The sequence below is a fragment of the Isoptericola sp. NPDC056134 genome (assembly GCF_042264825.1).
Taxonomy (GTDB): Bacteria; Actinomycetota; Actinomycetes; order Actinomycetales; family Cellulomonadaceae; genus Isoptericola; species Isoptericola nanjingensis.
The window spans coordinates 1-17949 of sequence record NZ_JBHJVM010000018.1 but is presented as its reverse complement, the minus strand read 5'-3'; the positions used below and the strand labels follow the sequence as shown (position 1 = coordinate 17949).

Sequence of the window (17949 nt, the reverse complement as noted above, 5' to 3'; positions counted from 1 at the left end):
GGGCTCAGGCCTCGATCCCGCGCAGCAGGCGGCGCAGCACGGCCCACGCCTGGTCGAGCGCGCGGTCGCGGTCGGGCGAGGCGGCCACCCAGAGGGCCGCCTCGTTCATGGCTCCGGAAAGCAGGGCGGACGTGGCGGGCACGTCGGCGGCGCGCACCCGTCCGGCGTCCGCGAGCTCGCCGAGCACCTCGTCGAGCAACCGCCCCGAGCTCGCGGCGTCGTCCTCGCGCCAGCGCGCCCAGCCGAGCACGGCCGGCCCGTCGACGAGCACGACCTGCCGGGCGTCGTCGGCGACGACCGCCGACAGGAAGGCGCGGCAGCCCGCCTCGAGGCTCTCCCACAGGTCACCGAGGCCGTCGGTCGCGCGCTCGATCTCCGCGCCGACCGCCGCGGTCACGTCTGCGTGCACGGCGGCGAACAGCCCGGCGCGGCTGCCGTAGTGGTGGTACACGGCGCCCCGCGTCACGCCGCACGCCGCGGCGACCTCCTCGACCGCCACGGCGGCGTACCCCCGCTCCGCGTACAGCCCGCGCGCGGCGGCGAGGATCGCGGCCGCCGTCGCCTCGCTCTCCGCCCTCGTTCTCCTCGGCATGGTTGACAGATTACCGACACCGTGAATGTATAGATACATACACGCCGTACGTAAACCCTCCGGGAGTCGTCATGATCACCAGCCTGTACCCCGTCCTCGCCGTCTCGGACGTCCCGGGAGCCGCGCGCTTCTACGCCGACCTGCTCGGCATGACGCCGACGTTCTCCTCGGACTGGTACGTCAGCCTGCGCTCCGGCACGGCGGAGCTCGCCGTCGTCGACGCGGACCACGAGACGATCCCCGAGCCCGCCCGCGGCGCCCGCGCGGCCGGCGTCCTCGTCACCGTCGAGGTGGACGACGTCGACGCCGCGCACGCCCGCGTCCTCGCCGAGGGCGCGCACGACGTGCTGCTGCCGCTGCGCGACGAGGAGTTCGGCCAGCGGCACTTCATCGTGGCCGGGCCCGACGGCGTGCTCGTCGACGTCGTCACCCCGATCCCGCCGTCCGCCGAGTTCGCCGCCCTCTACGCCGGGGCCGGCGCCGAGGCCCAGGGCGCCTAGACCCGTTCGCGCACCCGCGCCAGCCCCTCACCCGCCAGCGCGTCGCAGAACACCCTCCGGCCCGCCAGCACCATGACGAGCGCGAGGGTGCTGCCGCGCACCACGGGGCCGTCGCCGTGCGCGAACGGGCCGTCGGTCGCCTCGAGGCGCAGGCCGCGCGCGACGCTCCGGCCGGGGACCGTGAAGTCGCGCGCGGCGAAGAAGCGCGCCACCTCGGTGGTCGCGGCGACCGGCGGCACGCGCGGGATGCCGAGCGGCGTGCGGACGTCCTGCCCGTGCACGACGACCTCGCCCAGCCACGCGGCCGTGTGCCCGCTCGGCGCGACCGTGCTGGTCGCGACGGCGCGGAAGCGCTCGAGCGTTTCGACGGGCGTCGCGCCGCGGTGCTCCGCCAGGCGCCGCGCATTGTGCAGGTCGGCGTCGAACCGCGCCCCGACGATGCTGCGCAGCCACGCCCACCGGCCGGTGCTCGCGCCCGCCGTGAGATGCGCGACGACGTCCTCCACGGTCCAGTCCCCGCACAGCGAAGGCCCGGCCCACGCCGCGTCGTCGAGCTCCCTGAGCTCGTCCGCGAGCGCCTCGCGCTCGGCACGGATCATGGACCAGGTCTCGGCGCGCGGGGTGCTCGTCGTCACGTGGGCAGCCAACCACGGGACACCGACGGCGCGGTTAGGCTCGACGGTGCCCACGACGACGCCGAAGACCTGGAGGACTGCGCCCGTGTCGGGTTCGATGAGTGACGGGGCGCGCGTGGCGTTCCTGGACGTGGACGGCACCTACGCGGACCACGGCGCGGTGCCGCCCGCGCACGAGGAGGCCGTCCGCGCCGCGCGGCGCGCCGGCCACCGGGTGCTGCTGTGCACGGGCCGCCCGGAGTCGATGCTGCCGCCGTCGCTCCTGGCGGCGGGCTTCGACGGCGTCGTGGCGACGGCGGGCGCGTTCGTCCGGCTCGACGGCGAGGTCGTGGCCGACCTCCGCTTCCCCGACGACCTCGCGACGCGCGTGCGCCACGTGCTCGACGCCCACGACGTCGCGTACCTGCTGGAGACCCCCGACGCGGTGTACGGGCCGGTCGGCCTCGACGCCCGGCTCGCGGTCCGCGGGGACGCGGCACCCCACGAGATCCTCGACGTGCTGCGGATGCCCGGCGACCTCGCGGGCGTCCGGTACGCCAAGATCAGCTACTTCGACTCGCGCGTGCCGATCGCGGCGCTGCGTACCGAGCTCGGCCCCGAGGTCGGCATCCTCCCCTCGTCCTACGCGGACACGGGCGACAACGCCGGGGAGATCCACCTGGCCGGGGTGCACAAGGCGGTCGGGATGGCGGCCGTGATCGAGCACCTGGGGCTCACCGCCGCGCAGGCGGTCGGCGTCGGCGACGGGCACAACGACGTCGAGATGCTCCAGTACGCGGGCACCGCCGTGGCGGTCGAGGGCGCGCCGCCTGCCGTCCTCGCCGAGGCGGACTTCGTGGTGCCCGGGCCCGCGCGAGGCGGCGTCGCGGAGGCGTTCGCCCGGCTGGGGATGATCGACGGCGCCGCCTGACGCGCCACGCCCCCGACGCGCGGCGACCGCGGGTACGGTGAGGGCGGCTGGCCCGCGACGACGCGGACCCGCGTGCCGACCGACGGACGGAGCCCCTGATGGCCGACCTGGACGCCCTCACGACGACCCACCTCGACAAGGCCCGCGCCGCCGAGAACGGTCGCAGCGCGGAGATCGTCGTGCACGACGGCCCGCTGCGGCAGACGATCCTGGCGCTGGTCGAGGGGATCGAGCTGGGCGAGCACAACTCGCCGCCCGCGGCCTCGGTCCTGGTGCTGCACGGGCGCGTGCGGGTGACCGCGCTCGACGGGAACGACGAGGTCCACGCCGGGCAGCTGCGCGTGCTGACCCACGAGCGGCACGCCGTCAGCGCGCTGGAGGACTCGGTCTTCCTCCTCACGACGGTGACCAGCATCCCCAAGCCCTGAGCGCCCGCCCTCCCGCGCGTCCCACGTCGTGAGACCCGGGGGTGACGCGAGCAACCGGTTTCTGGCAGCCTCGGTCCCGAACGGTGTGAATCGTCTCAACCGGAACGGAGCAACGATGCTGCCGACACTCCGCACGACCGCAGCCACCACCACGCTCGCCACCGCCGTGGGCGCGCTCTGCGCGCTCGCCCTCGCCTCCCCCGCCGTCGCCGCCGGCGCCGCCGGCGCCGCCGGCGCCGCCGGCGACCCGCCCGCCCCCGCGGTGCCGACGTCCGCCGCGGACGCGTCGCCCGGCGGCCGGGCGGTGATCAGCACACCCACCGCCGACGGCAACCGCGTGAGCTGGCGCCTCCTGGCGTCCGACGGCGGCGACGCCGCGTTCCATGTCTACCGCGACGGCGTCCGGGTGCCCGGGCCCGCCGTGACCGGCGCGACGTCGTTCCTCGACCGCGGCGCGCCCGCCGACGCCCGCTACGCCGTCCTCGCCGTCGGGGACGGGGCCGCGCGTGCCGCGGCCGCACGGTCCGACGACCCCTCCGCCGAGGGAGCCGCCGGGCAGGTCGCCGGCGAGTCCCTGACGCTCGCGCCCGTCGCGGGCGCCGAGGCGAGCTCGCTCGACGTCCCGCTGGACGTGCCGCCCGCCGGCAGCGGCTACACCTACTCCGCGAACGACGCGTCGGTGGGCGACCTCGACGGCGACGGCGAGTACGAGATCGTCCTGAAGTGGGACCCGAGCAACGCCAAGGACAACTCGCAGTCCGGCGTCACGGGCAACGTCTACCTCGACGCCTACGAGCTCGACGGCGAGCGGCTGTGGCGCGTCGACCTCGGCCGCAACATCCGCGCCGGGGCGCACTACACGCAGTTCCAGGTGTACGACTACGACGGCGACGGCGCCGCGGAGGTCGCCGTGAAGACCGGCGACGGCACCGTCTCGGGCACCGGCCAGGTGATCGGGGACGGCGACGCCGACCACCGAAACTCCAGCGGCTACGTGCTGAGCGGGCCCGAGTTCCTCTCGGTCTTCCGGGGCACCGACGGCGCCGAGCTCGACACCGTCGACTTCCGCCCCGCCCGCGGCAACGTCGGCGACTGGGGCGACACGTACGGCAACCGGGTGGACCGCTTCCTCGCGGGCACGGCGTACCTCGACGGGTCCCGGCCGAGCATCGTCATGGGGCGCGGCTACTACGCCAGGACGGCCGTCTCCGCGTGGGACTTCCGCGACGGGGCGCTCACCCGCCGCTGGACGTTCGACTCGAGCTCGTCGACCAACGGGCCCGACTGGACGGGCCGCGGCAACCATCAGCTGTCGATCGCGGACGTGGACGACGACGGCCGCGACGAGATCCTCTACGGGTCGATGGCGATCGACGACAACGGGAACGGGCTGTGGCAGAACGGCACCCACCACGGCGACGCGTACCACGTGAGCGACCTGGTGCCCTCGAACCCCGGGCTGGAGGTGTTCAAGCCGTCGGAGTCGGGCACCGACCCGGCCCACTGGGTGGCCGACGCCGCCACCGGCAGGATCCTCTCCAGCGCCCCCGCCGCCGGGTCCGACAACGGGCGCGGAGTGGCCGCGGACATCACCGCGGACAACCCCGGCGCCGAGGTCTGGTCGTCCAAGGTCTCCGGCCTGCGCAGCGCGACGGACGGCTCGGAGGTCGGCCGCAAGCCAGGCTCCACCAACTTCGTGATCTGGTGGGACGGCGACGGGCAGCGCGAGCTGCTGGACGACACCCACATCGACAAGTACGGCGCCAGCGGCGACACCCGTCTCCTCACGGGCGAGGGGGTCGCCTCGAACAACGGCACCAAGGCGACGCCGGCGCTCCAGGCCGACATCCTCGGCGACTGGCGCGAAGAGGTCGTCTTCCGCACGACCGACTCCAGCGCGCTGCGGATCTACTCCACGGACATCCCGACCGCCATCGCGCACCCGTCCCTCATGGAGGACCGGCAGTACCGGCTGGCCGTCGCGTGGCAGAACACGGCGTACAACCAGCCGCCGCACCCCAGCTTCGCCACGGTGGACTGACGACCGTCCCCGCACGGTCGGCCCGCGCCGGGCTCAGCCCTGGCGCGGGCCGACCCACACCTGCTGCACGTTGACGAACTCCTTGATGCCGTGCGGGCCGAGCTCGCGCCCGTACCCGGAGCGCTTCACCCCGCCGCTGGGCAGCCGGGGGTCGGTCTTGACGATGCCGTTCACCGAGACCTGACCGGCCGCGATGTGGCGGGCCATCGCCTCGCCGCGCTCCGGCGTGGTCCAGACGCTCGCCGCCAGGCCGTACTCGGTCCGGTTCGCGGTCTCGAGCGCCTCGTCGGCGTCGGCGGCCCGCAGCACCGCCATGACCGGACCGAACGTCTCCTCGCAGGCGGCGGTCATGTCGTCGGTGACGTCGTCGAGCAGGGTGGGCGGGTAGAAGAAGCCCGGGCCGTCGGGCAGCTCGCCCCCGAGAAGCAGGCGCGCCCCCGCCTGCACCGTCTGCGTGACCTGGCGGTGCAGGTTCTCGCGCAGGTCCTCGCGGGCGATCGGCCCCACCTGCGTGGCGGGGTCGCGCGGGTCGCCCACCTTCAGCGCGGCGAGCCGGTCCCGGAGCCGGTCGACCAGCGCGTCGTGCACGGCGTCCTCGACGATGATCCGCTTCGCGGCGATGCACGACTGGCCCGCGTTGATGATGCGCGACAGGGCGATGGTGTCGGCCGCGGCGTCCAGGTCGGCGTCGGCGAGGACCACGCACGGGTCGGAGCCGCCCAGCTCCAGCACGGCGGGCTTGATCTCGGCGGCCGCGACGCTCGCCACGGCCGACCCCCCGCGCGACGACCCGGTGAACGACACCGCCTGCACGCGCCGGTCGCGGATGACGCCGGCGACGTCCGCGGTCTCCAGCGGCAGGTTGAGGAACACGCCCTGCGGCGCGCCCGACGCCGACAGCGCCCGAGCGAACACGTCGCCGATCGCCTCCGCGCAGCCCGGCACGTGCGGGTCGTGCTTGAGCACGGCCGTGTTGCCCGCCATGAGGGCGGGCGCCGCGAAGCGCAGGGCCAGCCAGAACGGCGCGTTCCACGGCAGCACGCCGAGCACCGTGCCGAGCGGCAGGTGCTGCACGTAGCTGCGCGTCGCGTCGGAGGCGATGTCCTCGGTCGCCAGGTACGCCGCCGCGTGCTCGGCGTAGTGCTCCGCGCACCAGGCCGCCTTCTCCACCTCGCCGAGCGCCTCGGAGATCGGCTTGCCCATCTCCTGCGTCATGAGGGGCGCCAGCTCGTCGGCCCGCGCGCGCAGGTCCGCCGCCACCGCGTGCAGCACCTCGGCGCGCCCGTCGAGCCCCCGGTCCCGCCACGCGGACCGTGCCGCCTCGGCGGCCGCCAGGGTGGTGTCCACCTCGCCCGGCGTCGCCGCCGGGACCTCGCGGACCACCTCGCCCGTGCTCGGGTCGGTCGCGATCAGCATCATGCGGTCTCCTCCTCGGTGGCGTCCGTGGTCGTGTCCTGCACGAGCGCGAGGGGCTCGGCCTCCGCCCTCCCCGCGGCGTGCTCGGGCTTGCAGGTGAAGTCCTCGGCCAGGGTGAAGAACGACTCGCACCCGTCGGCCGTCACCCGGACCGTGTCGGAGATGCCGACGGTCTTGTCGCCGTCGACGCCCCACATCCACGGGATGATGTGGAACGTCATCCCCTCCCGGAGCACGCGCGGGTCGCCCTGGTTGAGGCTGACGATGTACCCCTCGTCCCAGCTGGGCGGGAACGCGATGCCGATCGAGTACCCCGACCGGGTCACCAGCCGTGCGCCGACGCCGTTGTCCGAGATGATGTTCCGCACGATGTTGTCGGCGTCGGACACGGTGAGGCCGGGCCGGATGGCCGCCTTGACCTCCGCGAGCGCCAGCTTCATCCGCTCCTGCGCCACCAGCATGCTGCGCGACAGGTCGTCGAGCACCACGGTCCGCATCATCGCCGTGTGGTACCGCCGGAAGCAGCCGCCGACCTCGAGGAAGACGTGCTCCCCGGGCTGCACGGTGCGGCCCTCCCAGGTCGCGTGCCCGATCATGCTGCGCGGCCCGGAGGTGACGTACGGCATCACGGCCGGGAACTCCCCGCCCGAGCGGAACATCGCCGACGCGATCTCGGCCGCGATCTCGTTCTCCGTCACCCCCGCGGCGACCGCCTCGATGCCCGCCGCCATCCCGACCTCCGTGGCGCGCGCGGCCCGCCGCATGACGGCGATCTCGGCGTCCGACTTGGTCACGCGCCCCTCCTCCACGATGCCGAAGCAGTCGAGCAGGCGGCCGTCGGTGAACGAGTTGTGGATGTAGTCCTGGTGGTAGGCCGGGAAGTAGTAGCTGTTGCGCTCGTACCCGACGTCCTTCGTGTCGAGGCCGAACTCGCGCAGGGACTGCACCAGGCTCTGGATGGCGTCGCCCGTGTCCGGATAGGGGCGGGTCAGCTCCACCCACGTGCGGGCGTGCACGTTCGACTCCTCCATGGCGCGCGTGATCATGAACGGCTCGTCCTCGAGCGGCACGACCAGCGCCTGGAAGAAGGAGTACCCCGTGGTCTGGTAGTCCGTGAGGTACATGAGGTTCTCGGGGTCGGTGATGACCACCGCGTCCAGCATCCGCTCCGCCATGCGGCGGCGCAGATCGCCGAGGCGCCTCGCGTACTCCTCGAACGGGAACGTCATGTCGTCGCGCTGCCGCATGCCGGCCTCCTTCAGCTGCTGTCGCACGCCCCCGGGCGGGGCGCTAGAGGGTGTCGCGCACCGCCCCCGCGAGGATCTCCAGGCCCTCGTCGAGGTCGTCGTCGGGGATGGTCAGTGGCGGGATGAGCTTGAGCACGCGGCCGCCGCTGCCGCACGGGCCGATGAGCAGCCCCCGGGCGAAGCACTCGGCCGCGACCGCCTTGGCGAACGCGCCGTCGACGACGTCGAGGCCCTGGATCATGCCGCGGCCGCGCACGGTGAACCCGCGGTCGGAGGCCGCGGCGGCGAGCCCGTCCAGCACGGACACCATCCGCTCGGCCTTGGCGTGCACCTGGGTCATGAGCTCGTCGTCGTCGAAGTACGTCAGCGCCTCGCGCCCGGCCACGAACGACAGGCCCTGGCCGCGGAAGGTGCCGGTGTGCTCCCCCGGCGCCCAGTGCGCGTCCAGCTCGGGCCGGTTGAGGTTCATCGCCAGGGGCGTCCCGTAGCCGCCGATCCCCTTGGCGAGGCACACGACGTCGGGGTCGAGCCCCATGCCGTCGAAGCTGAAGTAGCTGCCGGTGCGGCCGCAGCCCACCTGGATCTCGTCGATGACGAACAGCGCCCCGACGTCGCGGGCGAGGCGCTGCACGGCGTGCAGCCACTCGGCGCTCGCCACGTTGACGCCGCCCTCGGCCTGGATCGTCTCGACGACGAACGCCGCCGGGGGCAGCAGCCCGCTCGACACGTCGGCGAGCTGCGCCCGGTAGGCCTCGAGCGACGCGAGACCGCCCCCGGGAGCGGTCTCGAAGGGCAGCCGGTGCACGTTCTCCAGGGGCACCCCGGCGGCCCGGCGGAAGACGTCGTTGCCCGTGAGCGCGAGCGACCCGAGGGTCATGCCGTGGAACCCGTGCGTGAAGGCGACCACCTCGCGCCGCCCGGTGACCTTGCGGGCGAGCTTGAGCGCCGCCTCGACGGCGTTGCTGCCGGTGGGGCCCATGAACTGCAGCCTCATCGTCATGCCGCGCGGCTCCAGCACCGTGGAGACGAACTTCGTGATGAAGTCGCGTTTCGTGGTGGTCGCCATGTCGAGGCTGTGCGCGACGCCGTCGGCCTCGAGGAACTCGATCATCGCGCGTTTCATGCGCGGGTTGTTGTGCCCGAAGTTCAGCACGCCCGCGCCGGCGAAGAAGTCGACGTAGCTACGGCCGGCCTCGTCCACCTGCCGCGCGTTCGACGCCGAGGCGAACACCGTGGGGTACGTGCGGCTGTACCCCCGGATCTCGGATTCCCACTTCTCGAAGACCTCCATCAACCAGATGTAGGTGCCCGAGGCCCGCCCCGTCAAGCAACTCGCGGGACGACCTTCGTGACGTTCTGATGTCGCGGGCCGGGGCCGAACGTCGCGCGGTAGGCGGCGGGCGAGACGCCCAGCGCCCGCGCGAAGTGCTGGCGCAGCGACGCCCCGGTGCCGAACCCGGCCCGGCGCGCGACGGCGTCCACGGCGAGATCGGTGCGTTCCAGCAGGTCGCGCGCGCGCAGCAGGCGCTGCTGCAGCAGCCACGCCCCGGGCGAGACGCCGACCTCCCGGCGGAAACGGCGCGTGAAGGTCCGCGTGCTCATCGACGCGTGCCGGGCGAGGTCGTCCAGCGAGAGCGGCTCGTCGAGGTGCTCGAGCGCCCACGACCGCGCGGGGCCGGTGTGGTCGCCTGCCGGCTCGGGCACGGGGGCGTCCACGTACTGCGCCTGGCCGCCGTCGCGGAAGGGCGGCACGACGGTGCGCCGCGCGACGTCGTTCGCGACCGACGCGCCGTGGTCGGAGCGGATCAGGTGCAGGCACAGGTCGATCCCGGCCGCCTCGCCGGCCGACGTGAAGACGCGGCCGTCCTCGGTGAACAGCACGTCCGGGTGCAGGTCCACCCTCGGGAACGCCTGCCGGAACCGGTCCGCCGACAGCCAGTGCGTCGTCGCGCGTCGCCCGTCGAGCAGCCCGGCGCGTGCGAGCGCGAACGCCCCGGTGCAGATGGACGCGACCCGCGCGTCCGGGCGGACGGTCGCCAGCAGGTCGGGGGTGACGCCGTCGTCCTCGTCGACGTCGTCCAGCGCGTGCGACGCCGGCACGACGACGGTGTCGGCGAGCGCGAGCACGTCCGGGCCGTGCGGGACGTCGATCGTGAAGTCCGCGTCGGTCCGCACGGGTCCCCGTGCAGCCGCGCACGTGCGCACGTCGTAGAGCCGCTCGCCGCCGGCGTCGCGCGCGACGCCGAAGAGCTGGTGCACCGCGCCGAGCTCGAGCGGCATCACGCCGTCGCGCACCAGCACCGCGACGAGGTGCCGGCGGGGTGCGCGCGTCCGTCTGGCAGGCATGGCCTGATCCTTGCACATCGTGGCCTCCCGGCCACTGGTCGCCCGGTGGCCTGCCCGGCACCCTGGAGGGACGGGCGGCCGACCGGCGCCCGACCCCGACGGGAAGGACGGTCCGATGCGGGTGCTGTGGGTGCTGGCCCATCCGGAACCGCGGTCGCTCACGGCGCGGCTGCGGGACGAGGGGGTCCGCGCGCTGCGCGGGGCCGGGCACGAGGTGGTCGAGTCCGACCTGTACGCGATGGGCTGGAACCCCGTGGTGACGGCCGCCGACTTCGGCGACGCCGTGGGCGACGGCGACCGGCTCGACGTCGCGGGCGCCTCGGAGCGCGCGCTGCGCGGCGGCACGCTCGCGCCCGACATCCGGGCCGAGCACGACAAGCTCGCCCGGGCCGACACCGTCGTCGTGCAGTTCCCCCTGTGGTGGCACGGCACGCCCGCGATCCTCAAGGGCTGGCTCGACCGGGTGCTGGTGCAGGGCTACGCGTACAACGTGCGCGACCGCGCCGGCCGCACCCGCCGGTACGGCGACGGCGGGCTGGCCGGCCGCCGCGCGCTCGCCGTGGTCACCGTCGGGGCGGGCACCGGGCTCGGCCCGCGCGGCCTGCACGGCGACCTCGCGGAGGTGCTGTTCCCGCTGCTGCACGGCACGTTCTGGTACACGGGCATGCTGGTGGCCGAGCCGGTGCTCGTGCCCGGCGCGAGCCGCCTGGACGACGCCGGCTTCGCCGCGGCCTCGGACGGCCTGCGCCGCCGGCTGCTCGCTCTGCCGGACGGGCCTCTCGTGCCCTACCGGCGCCAGGACGGCGGGGACTACGACGGGCACGGGGAGCTGCGCGACGCGGTGGCGCCCGGCGGCCGCGGGCTGGGCGTGCACCTGCGCGCGTGAGGCTTCGGCTCAGGTCCGCCCGCGCCGGGGCGGCACGAGGTTCGCGAGCGAGGAGTACCGCGGCACCCAGCGCGCGAGGGTGGCCGCGGACGCGCCGCCGAGCATGGCGGTGGCCCACACCCCGGCGGCGAGCGAGCCCAGCGCCGCCCCCGCCGACAGGATCAGCGGGCCGAGCGCGTCGCCCGTGTCCTGGAAGAGCCGCCACACGCTGAGGAACGTGGGCCGCACCGCGGCGGGCGCGACGTCGGCGCCCAGCGTCATGACGATGCCCGAGCCCATGCCGTTGCCCACACCGAGCAGGGCGGCGACCACGGCGAGCGCTCCCGCGGTGTGCGCGAACGGCAGCACCGCCAGCCCCACCGCCATCGTGAGCATGGACGGGACCGCCACCCACAGCCGCCCGAACCGGTCCATCACCTTGCCCGCCGGGTAGAACAGCAGCATGTCCAGGGCGCCCGAGACGCCGAAGACGAGCGACGTCACCTCGGCGTCGAGCCCCAGGTGCTCGCCCCACAGCGGGATGACGGTCTGGCGTGCGCCGCGCACGGCGCTCACCAGCAGGATGGCGACGCCGAGGGTCGCGAACAGCTGCCGGTGCTCGCGCGCGACCGCGGCGATGGACACGCGCTGCCGGCCGGCGGGCCGCGGCAACGGGGCGTCGGCCCGCGGCTCCGGCCGCACCAGGGCGATGACCAGCACCGCCACCAGGGCCGAGCCGGTGCCCAGCCAGAACGCGCCGTGCAGCGACGTCGCGGCGATCACGGCGGCGCCGGCGAACGGCCCCAGGAACAGGCCGATGCGGTGCACCCCGGCGAGCGTCGACATGACGCGCGCCCGCCGCAGCGGCGGCGTGATCTCCGTCAGGTACGCCTGCCGGGCGAGGTTGAACACGGCGTTCGCCGCGCCGAGGGCGAGCACGCCCAGCGCCAGGCCCCACAGCGCCGAGGACAGCGCGATCGTCGTGAACGCCACGACGGCGACGCTGCCGGCGACCAGCATCGCCACCCGGTCGCCGAGGCGCTGGGAGAGGGCGCCGGCCGGCAGGTCGAACGCGATCTTGCCGAGCGGCAGCAGCGCGGCCACGAGCCCGGCGACCGTGAGGGTCGCGCCGCGGCCGGTGGCGGTGACCGCCACGACCGGCAGCAGCGCGCCGATGCCGATCTCCAGCACCAGGGTGGGGAGGAACGCCCCGAGGACGACGCTACGGAAGGGGAAGAGGGGCGGGGACGGCACGCCCCCTTCCTATCGCACGGGACCTGTCCGAGGCCCGTCCGTTCACGGACGTCTCGTCACGCGCGCCGCGTCGTGAGGAGCAGCGCCGGCAGGCTGAGCTCCTCCCCCGCGGTGCGCGCGGCGATCTCGGCGTCCGAGACCACCGTGGCCGACCACGCGGGCCCCTCGAACGCCGCGCGCAGCCGGGCGCCGGTCGTGCCCCAGCCCAGCCCGGCGTCCACGGACATCGCGAGCACGGCGACGAGCGCGTCGGGCCGGCAGATCGCCTCCAGCCCCGCCACGTAGGCCGCGCGCCCGGCGTCGTCCAGGGTGTGCAGCAGCCCCGAGTCGAGGACGGTCCGCGGCCGGAGGTCCAGGCGGTCGAGCCGGCGGGCGTCCGCGACCTCGAAGCGCACCTCGCCCGGCGGGTCGAGGATCGACTCCGCGGCCCGCTCCCGCGCGCGGGAGATCGCGTGCGCCGCGGCGTCCACGCCCACCACCCGGTGGCCCGCCCGAGCGACGGCGAGAGCCAGCACGCCCGTGCCGCACCCGACGTCGAGGACCGGGTCCGCGAGCACCGACCGGCGCACGAGCGCCAGGAGCGCGGGCTGCGGATGGCCGATCTCCCACGGCGGCGGGGCGTCGGCGGCGTACAGGGCGTCGAAATCGTGCACCTGGCGGGCCATGGAGCACCTCCCGCTGCCCATTCTGCGCCCACGGCTCCTGGGCGGCGCCTCCCGCGCGACCGCTACCCGACGAGGACGGCGAACGGCAACGCCGCGACGAACGCGCCGCCGGCGAGCACGACGGTGTCGGTGCGGGTCCACGGCGCCGGCTCCGCCCAGGTGCGGTGGTGGGCGGAGGCGAAGCCGCGGGCGTCCATCGCGACGGCCATGGCGGCCGCGTCGCGCAGGGTGGCGGCCAGGACCGCGAACGTCACGGACGCCGCGTGTCGGGCCCGCGAGAGCGGACCCCGGCCGGGCCCGACGCCGCGCGACCGGCGGGCTCGCGACGCCTGCTCCCACACCGCACCGAGCCGCTCGAACCGCTGCAGCGCCGCGGCGACGCCGACGACGAAGCGCGCCGGCAGGCGCAGCCGCTGGCCGAGCTGGTCGGCCAGCCCGCTCGGGTCGACGAGCGGGGCGAGCGCCACGCCCGGCAGCGCGAGCACCGCGATGCGGGCCCCCGCGACGCCGGCCTCCACCGGGTCGCGGCCGCCGAGCAGCCAGGTGGACCACGCCACCGACGCGATGGCGACGACGACCGCGAGGTACCGGGCCGGCGACCCGGCCCCGCGCGGCAGGAGCAGCAGCCCGAACGCCAGGCAGGCGCCCAGCGCGACGCCGGCGCTCGCGACGTCCCGGACGCCCAGGGAGGCGACCAGCCCGAGCAGCCCGAGCGCCACGAGCACGAGGGCGTTCACGCGCCCCAGCACACCGGTCATGCCGCCACCGCCTGTCGCTCGCGTGCCGGGCCGCCGAGCTGCACCTGGTGCCCGGCGAGGGCGACGAGGTGCGCGTCGTGGGTGCTGGCCGCGACGGTGGCGCCATGCCGGGCGGCGGCGGTGGCCCACCCCGCCACCGCCGCCCAGGTCCCCCGGTCCTGGCCGACGGTCGGCTCGTCCAGCAGCACGAGCCCCGGCCGGTGCGCGAGCGCGGCCGCCAGCGCGAGCCGCCGCTGCTCGCCGCCGGACAGCCGGAACGGGTGCGCGTCGGCGAGATGGTCCAGGCGCAGCAGCGCGAGCACCTCGTCCACGTCCACCCGGACGCCGAGGCGTCGGCCGGTGAGCTCCACCTCGTCCCGCACGCGCGGGGCGAGCAGGCCGTGCTCCGGGTGCTGCGGCACCCAGCCGCACGACCGCGCGAGGTCTCGCGAGCGGGCCGTACGCCCCGGAGCTCCCCGCACCACGCCGGCGGTCGGCCGCAGGTGCCCCGCGAGGGTGGCGACGAGCGTGGACTTCCCCGCACCCGAGGGCCCCGTGACGGCCGTGAGGAGCCCCGCAGGCAGCCGCGCGGCCACGCCGTCGAGCGCCCGCGTGGTGGTACGGCCGCGCAGGCCGCGCGTCGTCAGGTCGACCTCGAGGGAGTCGACCGAGACCTCCGGCCCGGCGTCGTCCGGCGCGACCAGCGCGGCCGGGACGGGCAGCGGATCGGGCGCCGCCACCCCGGGCAGCCAGACGCCGGCGCGCGTCAGGTCAGCGCGCCGGCCGGCCGCGCCGTCGCTCAGCGCGGCGGGCGCGACGTCGTGCGTGACCCGACCCGCCGGCCCGAGCACCACGACGCGGTCCAGGTGCTCGAGCCACGGCCCGACGTGGTGGTCGACCACCACGAGGGATGTGCCCGTGCCCTCCAGCGCGCCGACGACGGCGGCGCGGACCTCGGCCGCGGCGGCGGGGTCGAGCATCGCGGTCGGCTCGTCCAGGAGCAGCAGGCCCGGGGCGCTCGCCAGCGCCCCTGCGAGCGCGAGCCGCTGCAGCTCGCCGCCCGAGAGGGCCGACGTCGGCCTGTCGGGCGGGTACCGCAGCCCGACCCGGTCGAGAGCCTTCCGGGCCCGACGCCAGATCTCGTCCCGCGGCAGGCCGGAGTTCTCGGGGCCGAAGGCGGCGTCCCGGCCGATCCGGGCCGCGACGACCGCGGAGCCCGGGTCCTGCGGCACGAGCCCCACCCCGCCGTCCACGTGGACGGTGCCGGACAGGTCGCCGGGCAGCGGGTCCCCCAGGACCCCCGCGAGGGCGTGCAGCACGGTCGACTTGCCCGCCCCGCTCGGCCCGACCAGGCCGATGCGCTCCCCCGCGCCGACGGTGAGGTCGAGGCCCTCGATCGTCGGGACCCGGCGCCCGGTGGGCCGCCAGCTCAGCCCCCGCACGCGCGCCCGGACGTCGTCGCGCGCCACGCCGTCAGGCCCGGGCGCGATCGGCGGCACGACCGACGCCGCGGTCGGCGAGGTCGCGCCCCGGCCCGAACGCGTCGAGCACGCCGGCCCGCGCGAGGGCGCGCACGAGCGCCGCGCCTCCCAGGCCCGCGAGCAGCGCGCCGGACAGCGCGAACAGGCCCAGGTACGCCAGCCGGAAGCCCCACGCCCAGTCCGGGTAGTAGGCGAACCACTCGTAGACGGCGCCGCACGCGCCCGCCGCCGCACCCGCCAGGGCCGCGACGGCGGTGCCGAACCGGCGATAGAGGAACAGGGCGAGCACGAGCTCGGCGCCGAACCCCTGGACGACGCCGGAGACGATCGCCGAGAAGCCCCAGCCGGCGCCGAGCAGCGCCTCGACGCTCGCGGCGACGACCTCGGTGAGCAGCGCCGCGCCCGGGCGGCGGACGATGAGGCCGCCCAGCACGCCGCCGAGCAGCCAGCCGCCCCCGAGCAGCCCGGTGGCCGGCGGGAAGGCGACCGCCAGCCCGGCGGAGAGCAGGTGGTAGAGCTGGGTCCAGCCCCAGAAGACGACACCGACGGCCACGCCGAGCATGGCCACGGTGACGAGGTCGACGGTACGGTACCGCGGGGACGCGCTGCGCAGAGAGATGGGCGCGGACATTCCAGGTAACTCCCTTCGCCGGTGCTAACCGGAGCAGGTTCCAAGGGTCTGCGGCTGTGCCCGCACTCTCAGCGCCCCTTCGACGGCGCTCCCCTGTCATGGGTGTCTTCAGATGTGACGGCCGACGACGCGGCCGCAGGTCCGACCCTAGGCGACGTCGGCGTCCGCGCAAGACCGTCCCGCACCGTGAAACCCCTGGTCACGCAAGAAGGCCCGGAACCATGAGGTTCCGGGCCTTCTTGTCGGGGTGGAGCTGAGGGGACTCGAACCCCTGACCCCCTGCATGCCATGCAGGTGCGCTACCAGCTGCGCCACAGCCCCGAGAACCGACTCTCGCGACCGCGGACGGCCAGGCGATTCGTCTGATTCGGTGTGTTCCTCCGGGCTTGCGCCCCTCGGAACGTCGATATCTTAGGCAGACTTCGGGCCAGGTTCCAAATTCCAGTCCGGTCCCGCCTGCCAGCGGTCCAGGGGGTACCCCGCGCCCACGTTGTGCGCCACGAGGCGCCATGCCGGCACGGCGCCCTCCCCGGCACGGTGCAGGTGCGACCAGTGCACGTTGTGCATGCCCGCCAGTCCGCGCCAGGTGGCCGGGTCGAGCCCGAGCAGCGCCGTCACCGCCAGCGAGATGGCGGCCCCGTGCGACACGAGGACGAGCGTCGCGTCGTCAGCCAGGTCCGCGGCGTGCTCGGCCACGGCCTCGGCCATGCGCTGCGCGACCGCCGCCTTCGTCTCGGCCCCCGCCCCCACGGGCTCGGCACCGAGGCGCCAGGCTGCGTACTCCTCGGGCCAGCGCTCCTGCAGCTCGGCGCCCGTGAGGCCCTCCCAGGCGCCGAAGCCGCGCTCGCGCAGGCGCTCGTCCGTCACCAGGGGCTCCCCGCCGAGCGCGTCCGCGTACGCGGACGCCGTCTCGACGGCGCGGCCCAGGTCGGACGACACGATGCGCGTCGCGCGGTGCGACGACGCGAGCGCGGAGCCGCCCTCCGCCGCCTGCCAGCGTCCGACCTCGTCGAGCGGGATGTCGATCTGCCCCTGCAGCCGCAGGGAGGCGTTGTAGGCGGTGCGGGCGTGCCGCAGCAGGACGACGGTGCCGGCCGTCACCGCTCGTCGCCCGCGAGACGGATCGCGCCGTCGCCCCCGCCGTCGCCGTACTCGGCGGCGGCCGCCGCGCCGTCGCCGCCGCGCGCGTCCTCCGGCAGCTCGACCGCCGGGCAGTCCTTCCACAGGCGCTCGAGCGCGTAGTACACGCGGTCCTCGGCGTGCTGCACGTGGACGACGACCTCGCCGAAGTCGAGCAGCACCCATCGCGCCTGCGCCTTGCCCTCGCGGCGGATCGGCTTGGACCCGGCGAGGAACATCGCCTCCTCGACGGCGTCCACGATGGCCGAGACCTGCCGCTCGTTCGTGCCCGAGGCGATGAGGAACACGTCGGTGAGCACCAGCTGGTCGCTCACGTCCAGCGCGATGATCTCCTGCGCCTTGCGGTCCGAGGCGGCCCGAGCGGCGACGATCGCCAGCTCGACGGCGCGGGGGCTGGCGGTCATGCAGCGGCTCCGGGGTGCTCGTACGGGAGGACGACGCTCGCGGGCGCGGCGCCGTCGGTCGTGAAGTCCTGGGCGCCGTTGTCGCCGAGCAGCAGCTTCCAGACCAGGAGCCCCAGCACGAACGCGACGACCACGAGGACGATGTAGTGCAGCCAGGTGTAGGACGCCTCGGGCTCGTCCCAGTCCTCGTCGTCGTCCTCGTCGTCCAGCGGCGCGGCCGAGCGCGCGCGGACGGGCTGCTCCGACGCGACCAGCGCGTCGAACGGGGACGCGGCGGGTCGCTCCGGCGCGGCCGCCGGCTGGGCGGCCCCCGCCGTGGGGCGCGACGGCGGCACGGACGCGGGCCGCTCCGTGGTCGGGCTGGCCCAGGGCAGCGGGGGCGCCGCCGACGTGGGTGCGGCGGTCGGCGCCGGGCTCGGGGCCGCCTGGGCGGGCGGCGCCGACGCCGGGGCCGACGTGGTGCCGAACGGCGAGGAGGTGCCCGTCGTCGCGAACGGGGAACGGCGGGCGGGGCCGTCGGGGCGCGGCGCCACCGTCGCCGGCGGGCTGGCCGCCGGGGCCGCTGGCGCGGCGCTCGACGGGGCGGCCACCGGCGGCAGCCCGTACCCGGTGGCGGAGCCCGCCGGGGCGGCGCCCTGGTCACGGCGGGTCGAGGGG

Annotated in this window: 20 protein-coding genes, 1 tRNA gene and 1 riboswitch; of the genes, 6 read left to right on the top strand and 15 right to left on the bottom strand. The window is 75.6% G+C overall.

All coding sequences use genetic code 11. The features are described from left to right. Positions 1–4: 4 nt before the first annotated feature. Positions 5–592, bottom strand: a complete 588-nt coding sequence (locus ACFCZN_RS16150; RefSeq protein ID WP_429764051.1) for a TetR/AcrR family transcriptional regulator — start codon at positions 590–592, stop codon at positions 5–7. A gap of 71 nt (positions 593–663) precedes the next feature. Here ACFCZN_RS16150 and ACFCZN_RS16145 point away from each other — a divergent pair, with 71 nt between their 5' ends. Then, positions 664–1092, top strand: a complete 429-nt coding sequence (locus ACFCZN_RS16145; protein WP_430557420.1) for a VOC family protein — start codon at positions 664–666, stop codon at positions 1090–1092. Here the strand turns inward: ACFCZN_RS16145 and ACFCZN_RS16140 are convergent. Beyond that, positions 1089–1727, bottom strand: coding sequence for a maleylpyruvate isomerase family mycothiol-dependent enzyme (locus ACFCZN_RS16140; RefSeq protein WP_430557419.1), 639 nt, complete (start codon positions 1725–1727; stop codon positions 1089–1091). The two genes, ACFCZN_RS16145 and ACFCZN_RS16140, sit on opposite strands and share 4 nt — an antisense overlap. Positions 1728–1842: 115 nt before the next feature. Here ACFCZN_RS16140 and ACFCZN_RS16135 point away from each other — a divergent pair, with 115 nt between their 5' ends. The 3 genes from ACFCZN_RS16135 to ACFCZN_RS16125 all read left to right on the top strand — a co-directional run bounded on the left by ACFCZN_RS16135 (position 1843) and on the right by ACFCZN_RS16125 (position 5106). Beyond that, positions 1843–2637: an HAD hydrolase family protein gene (locus ACFCZN_RS16135; protein ID WP_430557418.1), complete on the top strand. Its 795-nt coding sequence runs from the start codon at positions 1843–1845 to the stop codon at positions 2635–2637. A gap of 98 nt (positions 2638–2735) precedes the next feature. After that, complete coding sequence (locus ACFCZN_RS16130) at positions 2736–3065, top strand: cupin (RefSeq protein ID WP_429764047.1); 330 nt, start codon at positions 2736–2738, stop codon at positions 3063–3065. 115 nt (positions 3066–3180) lie between these two features. Continuing rightward, positions 3181–5106, top strand: a complete 1926-nt coding sequence (locus tag ACFCZN_RS16125) for a rhamnogalacturonan lyase (RefSeq protein WP_430557417.1) — start codon at positions 3181–3183, stop codon at positions 5104–5106. 33 nt (positions 5107–5139) lie between these two features. Here the strand turns inward: ACFCZN_RS16125 and ACFCZN_RS16120 are convergent, their stop codons facing one another. The 4 genes from ACFCZN_RS16120 to ACFCZN_RS16105 are packed head-to-tail and all read right to left on the bottom strand — an operon-like array spanning position 5140 to position 10115. Next, a complete protein-coding gene (locus ACFCZN_RS16120; RefSeq protein WP_430557416.1) occupies positions 5140–6525 on the bottom strand; it encodes an aldehyde dehydrogenase family protein in 1386 nt (461 codons plus the stop codon). Further along, entirely contained in the window at positions 6522–7769 is a 1248-nt protein-coding gene (gene doeA, locus ACFCZN_RS16115) for an ectoine hydrolase (RefSeq protein ID WP_430557415.1), read from the bottom strand. The genes ACFCZN_RS16120 and doeA overlap by 4 nt, the downstream gene beginning before the upstream one ends. Positions 7770–7812: 43 nt before the next feature. Next, the gene (locus tag ACFCZN_RS16110; protein ID WP_430557414.1) at positions 7813–9060 is read right to left on the bottom strand and encodes an aspartate aminotransferase family protein; all 1248 of its coding nucleotides are present in this window, start codon (positions 9058–9060) and stop codon (positions 7813–7815) included. A 32-nt stretch (positions 9061–9092) separates the two neighbouring features. Beyond that, positions 9093–10115, bottom strand: a complete 1023-nt coding sequence (locus tag ACFCZN_RS16105) for a GlxA family transcriptional regulator (protein ID WP_429764042.1) — start codon at positions 10113–10115, stop codon at positions 9093–9095. A 115-nt stretch (positions 10116–10230) separates the two neighbouring features. On the opposite strand from ACFCZN_RS16105, the gene ACFCZN_RS16100 reads away from it, so the two are divergent. Then, the gene (locus ACFCZN_RS16100) at positions 10231–11001 is read left to right on the top strand and encodes an NAD(P)H-dependent oxidoreductase (protein ID WP_430557413.1); all 771 of its coding nucleotides are present in this window, start codon (positions 10231–10233) and stop codon (positions 10999–11001) included. 9 nt (positions 11002–11010) lie between these two features. Here ACFCZN_RS16100 and ACFCZN_RS16095 read toward each other — a convergent pair whose 3' ends face one another. From ACFCZN_RS16095 to ACFCZN_RS16055, 9 genes are all read right to left on the bottom strand, one after another. Further along, positions 11011–12234, bottom strand: coding sequence for an MFS transporter (locus ACFCZN_RS16095; RefSeq protein ID WP_429764040.1), 1224 nt, complete (start codon positions 12232–12234; stop codon positions 11011–11013). Positions 12235–12290: 56 nt separating this feature from the next. Beyond that, the gene (locus ACFCZN_RS16090; protein ID WP_430557412.1) at positions 12291–12899 is read right to left on the bottom strand and encodes a class I SAM-dependent methyltransferase; all 609 of its coding nucleotides are present in this window, start codon (positions 12897–12899) and stop codon (positions 12291–12293) included. 62 nt (positions 12900–12961) lie between these two features. After that, positions 12962–13657, bottom strand: coding sequence for a CbiQ family ECF transporter T component (locus ACFCZN_RS16085; protein WP_430557411.1), 696 nt, complete (start codon positions 13655–13657; stop codon positions 12962–12964). Further along, on the bottom strand, positions 13654–15135 hold the full coding sequence (locus ACFCZN_RS16080) for an ATP-binding cassette domain-containing protein (protein ID WP_430557410.1): 1482 nt from the start codon (positions 15133–15135) through the stop codon (positions 13654–13656). The genes ACFCZN_RS16085 and ACFCZN_RS16080 overlap by 4 nt, the downstream gene beginning before the upstream one ends. Further along, positions 15110–15748 carry an ECF transporter S component gene (locus tag ACFCZN_RS16075; RefSeq protein ID WP_430557409.1) on the bottom strand — a complete coding sequence of 213 codons (639 nt, stop codon included), beginning with the start codon at positions 15746–15748 and terminating at the stop codon, positions 15110–15112. Before ACFCZN_RS16075 ends, ACFCZN_RS16080 begins: the two co-directional genes overlap by 26 nt. Then, a riboswitch (TPP riboswitch) is annotated at positions 15742–15853 on the bottom strand. Its footprint overlaps the gene before it by 7 nt. 143 nt (positions 15854–15996) lie before the next feature. Then, positions 15997–16069 (bottom strand) — tRNA-Ala (locus tag ACFCZN_RS16070). A gap of 90 nt (positions 16070–16159) precedes the next feature. Beyond that, entirely contained in the window at positions 16160–16849 is a 690-nt protein-coding gene (locus ACFCZN_RS16065) for a histidine phosphatase family protein (RefSeq protein ID WP_430557408.1), read from the bottom strand. Further along, entirely contained in the window at positions 16846–17292 is a 447-nt protein-coding gene (rsfS, locus tag ACFCZN_RS16060) for a ribosome silencing factor (RefSeq protein ID WP_429764034.1), read from the bottom strand. Before rsfS ends, ACFCZN_RS16065 begins: the two co-directional genes overlap by 4 nt. Beyond that, positions 17289–17627: a hypothetical protein gene (locus ACFCZN_RS16055; RefSeq protein ID WP_430557407.1), complete on the bottom strand. Its 339-nt coding sequence runs from the start codon at positions 17625–17627 to the stop codon at positions 17289–17291. Before ACFCZN_RS16055 ends, rsfS begins: the two co-directional genes overlap by 4 nt. Between ACFCZN_RS16055 and ACFCZN_RS16050 the strand changes: the two genes are divergently transcribed. Further along, positions 17608–17949, top strand: a 342-nt coding sequence (locus ACFCZN_RS16050; RefSeq protein ID WP_430557406.1) for a hypothetical protein, incomplete at its 3' end; no start/stop codon positions are given. The two genes, ACFCZN_RS16055 and ACFCZN_RS16050, sit on opposite strands and share 20 nt — an antisense overlap.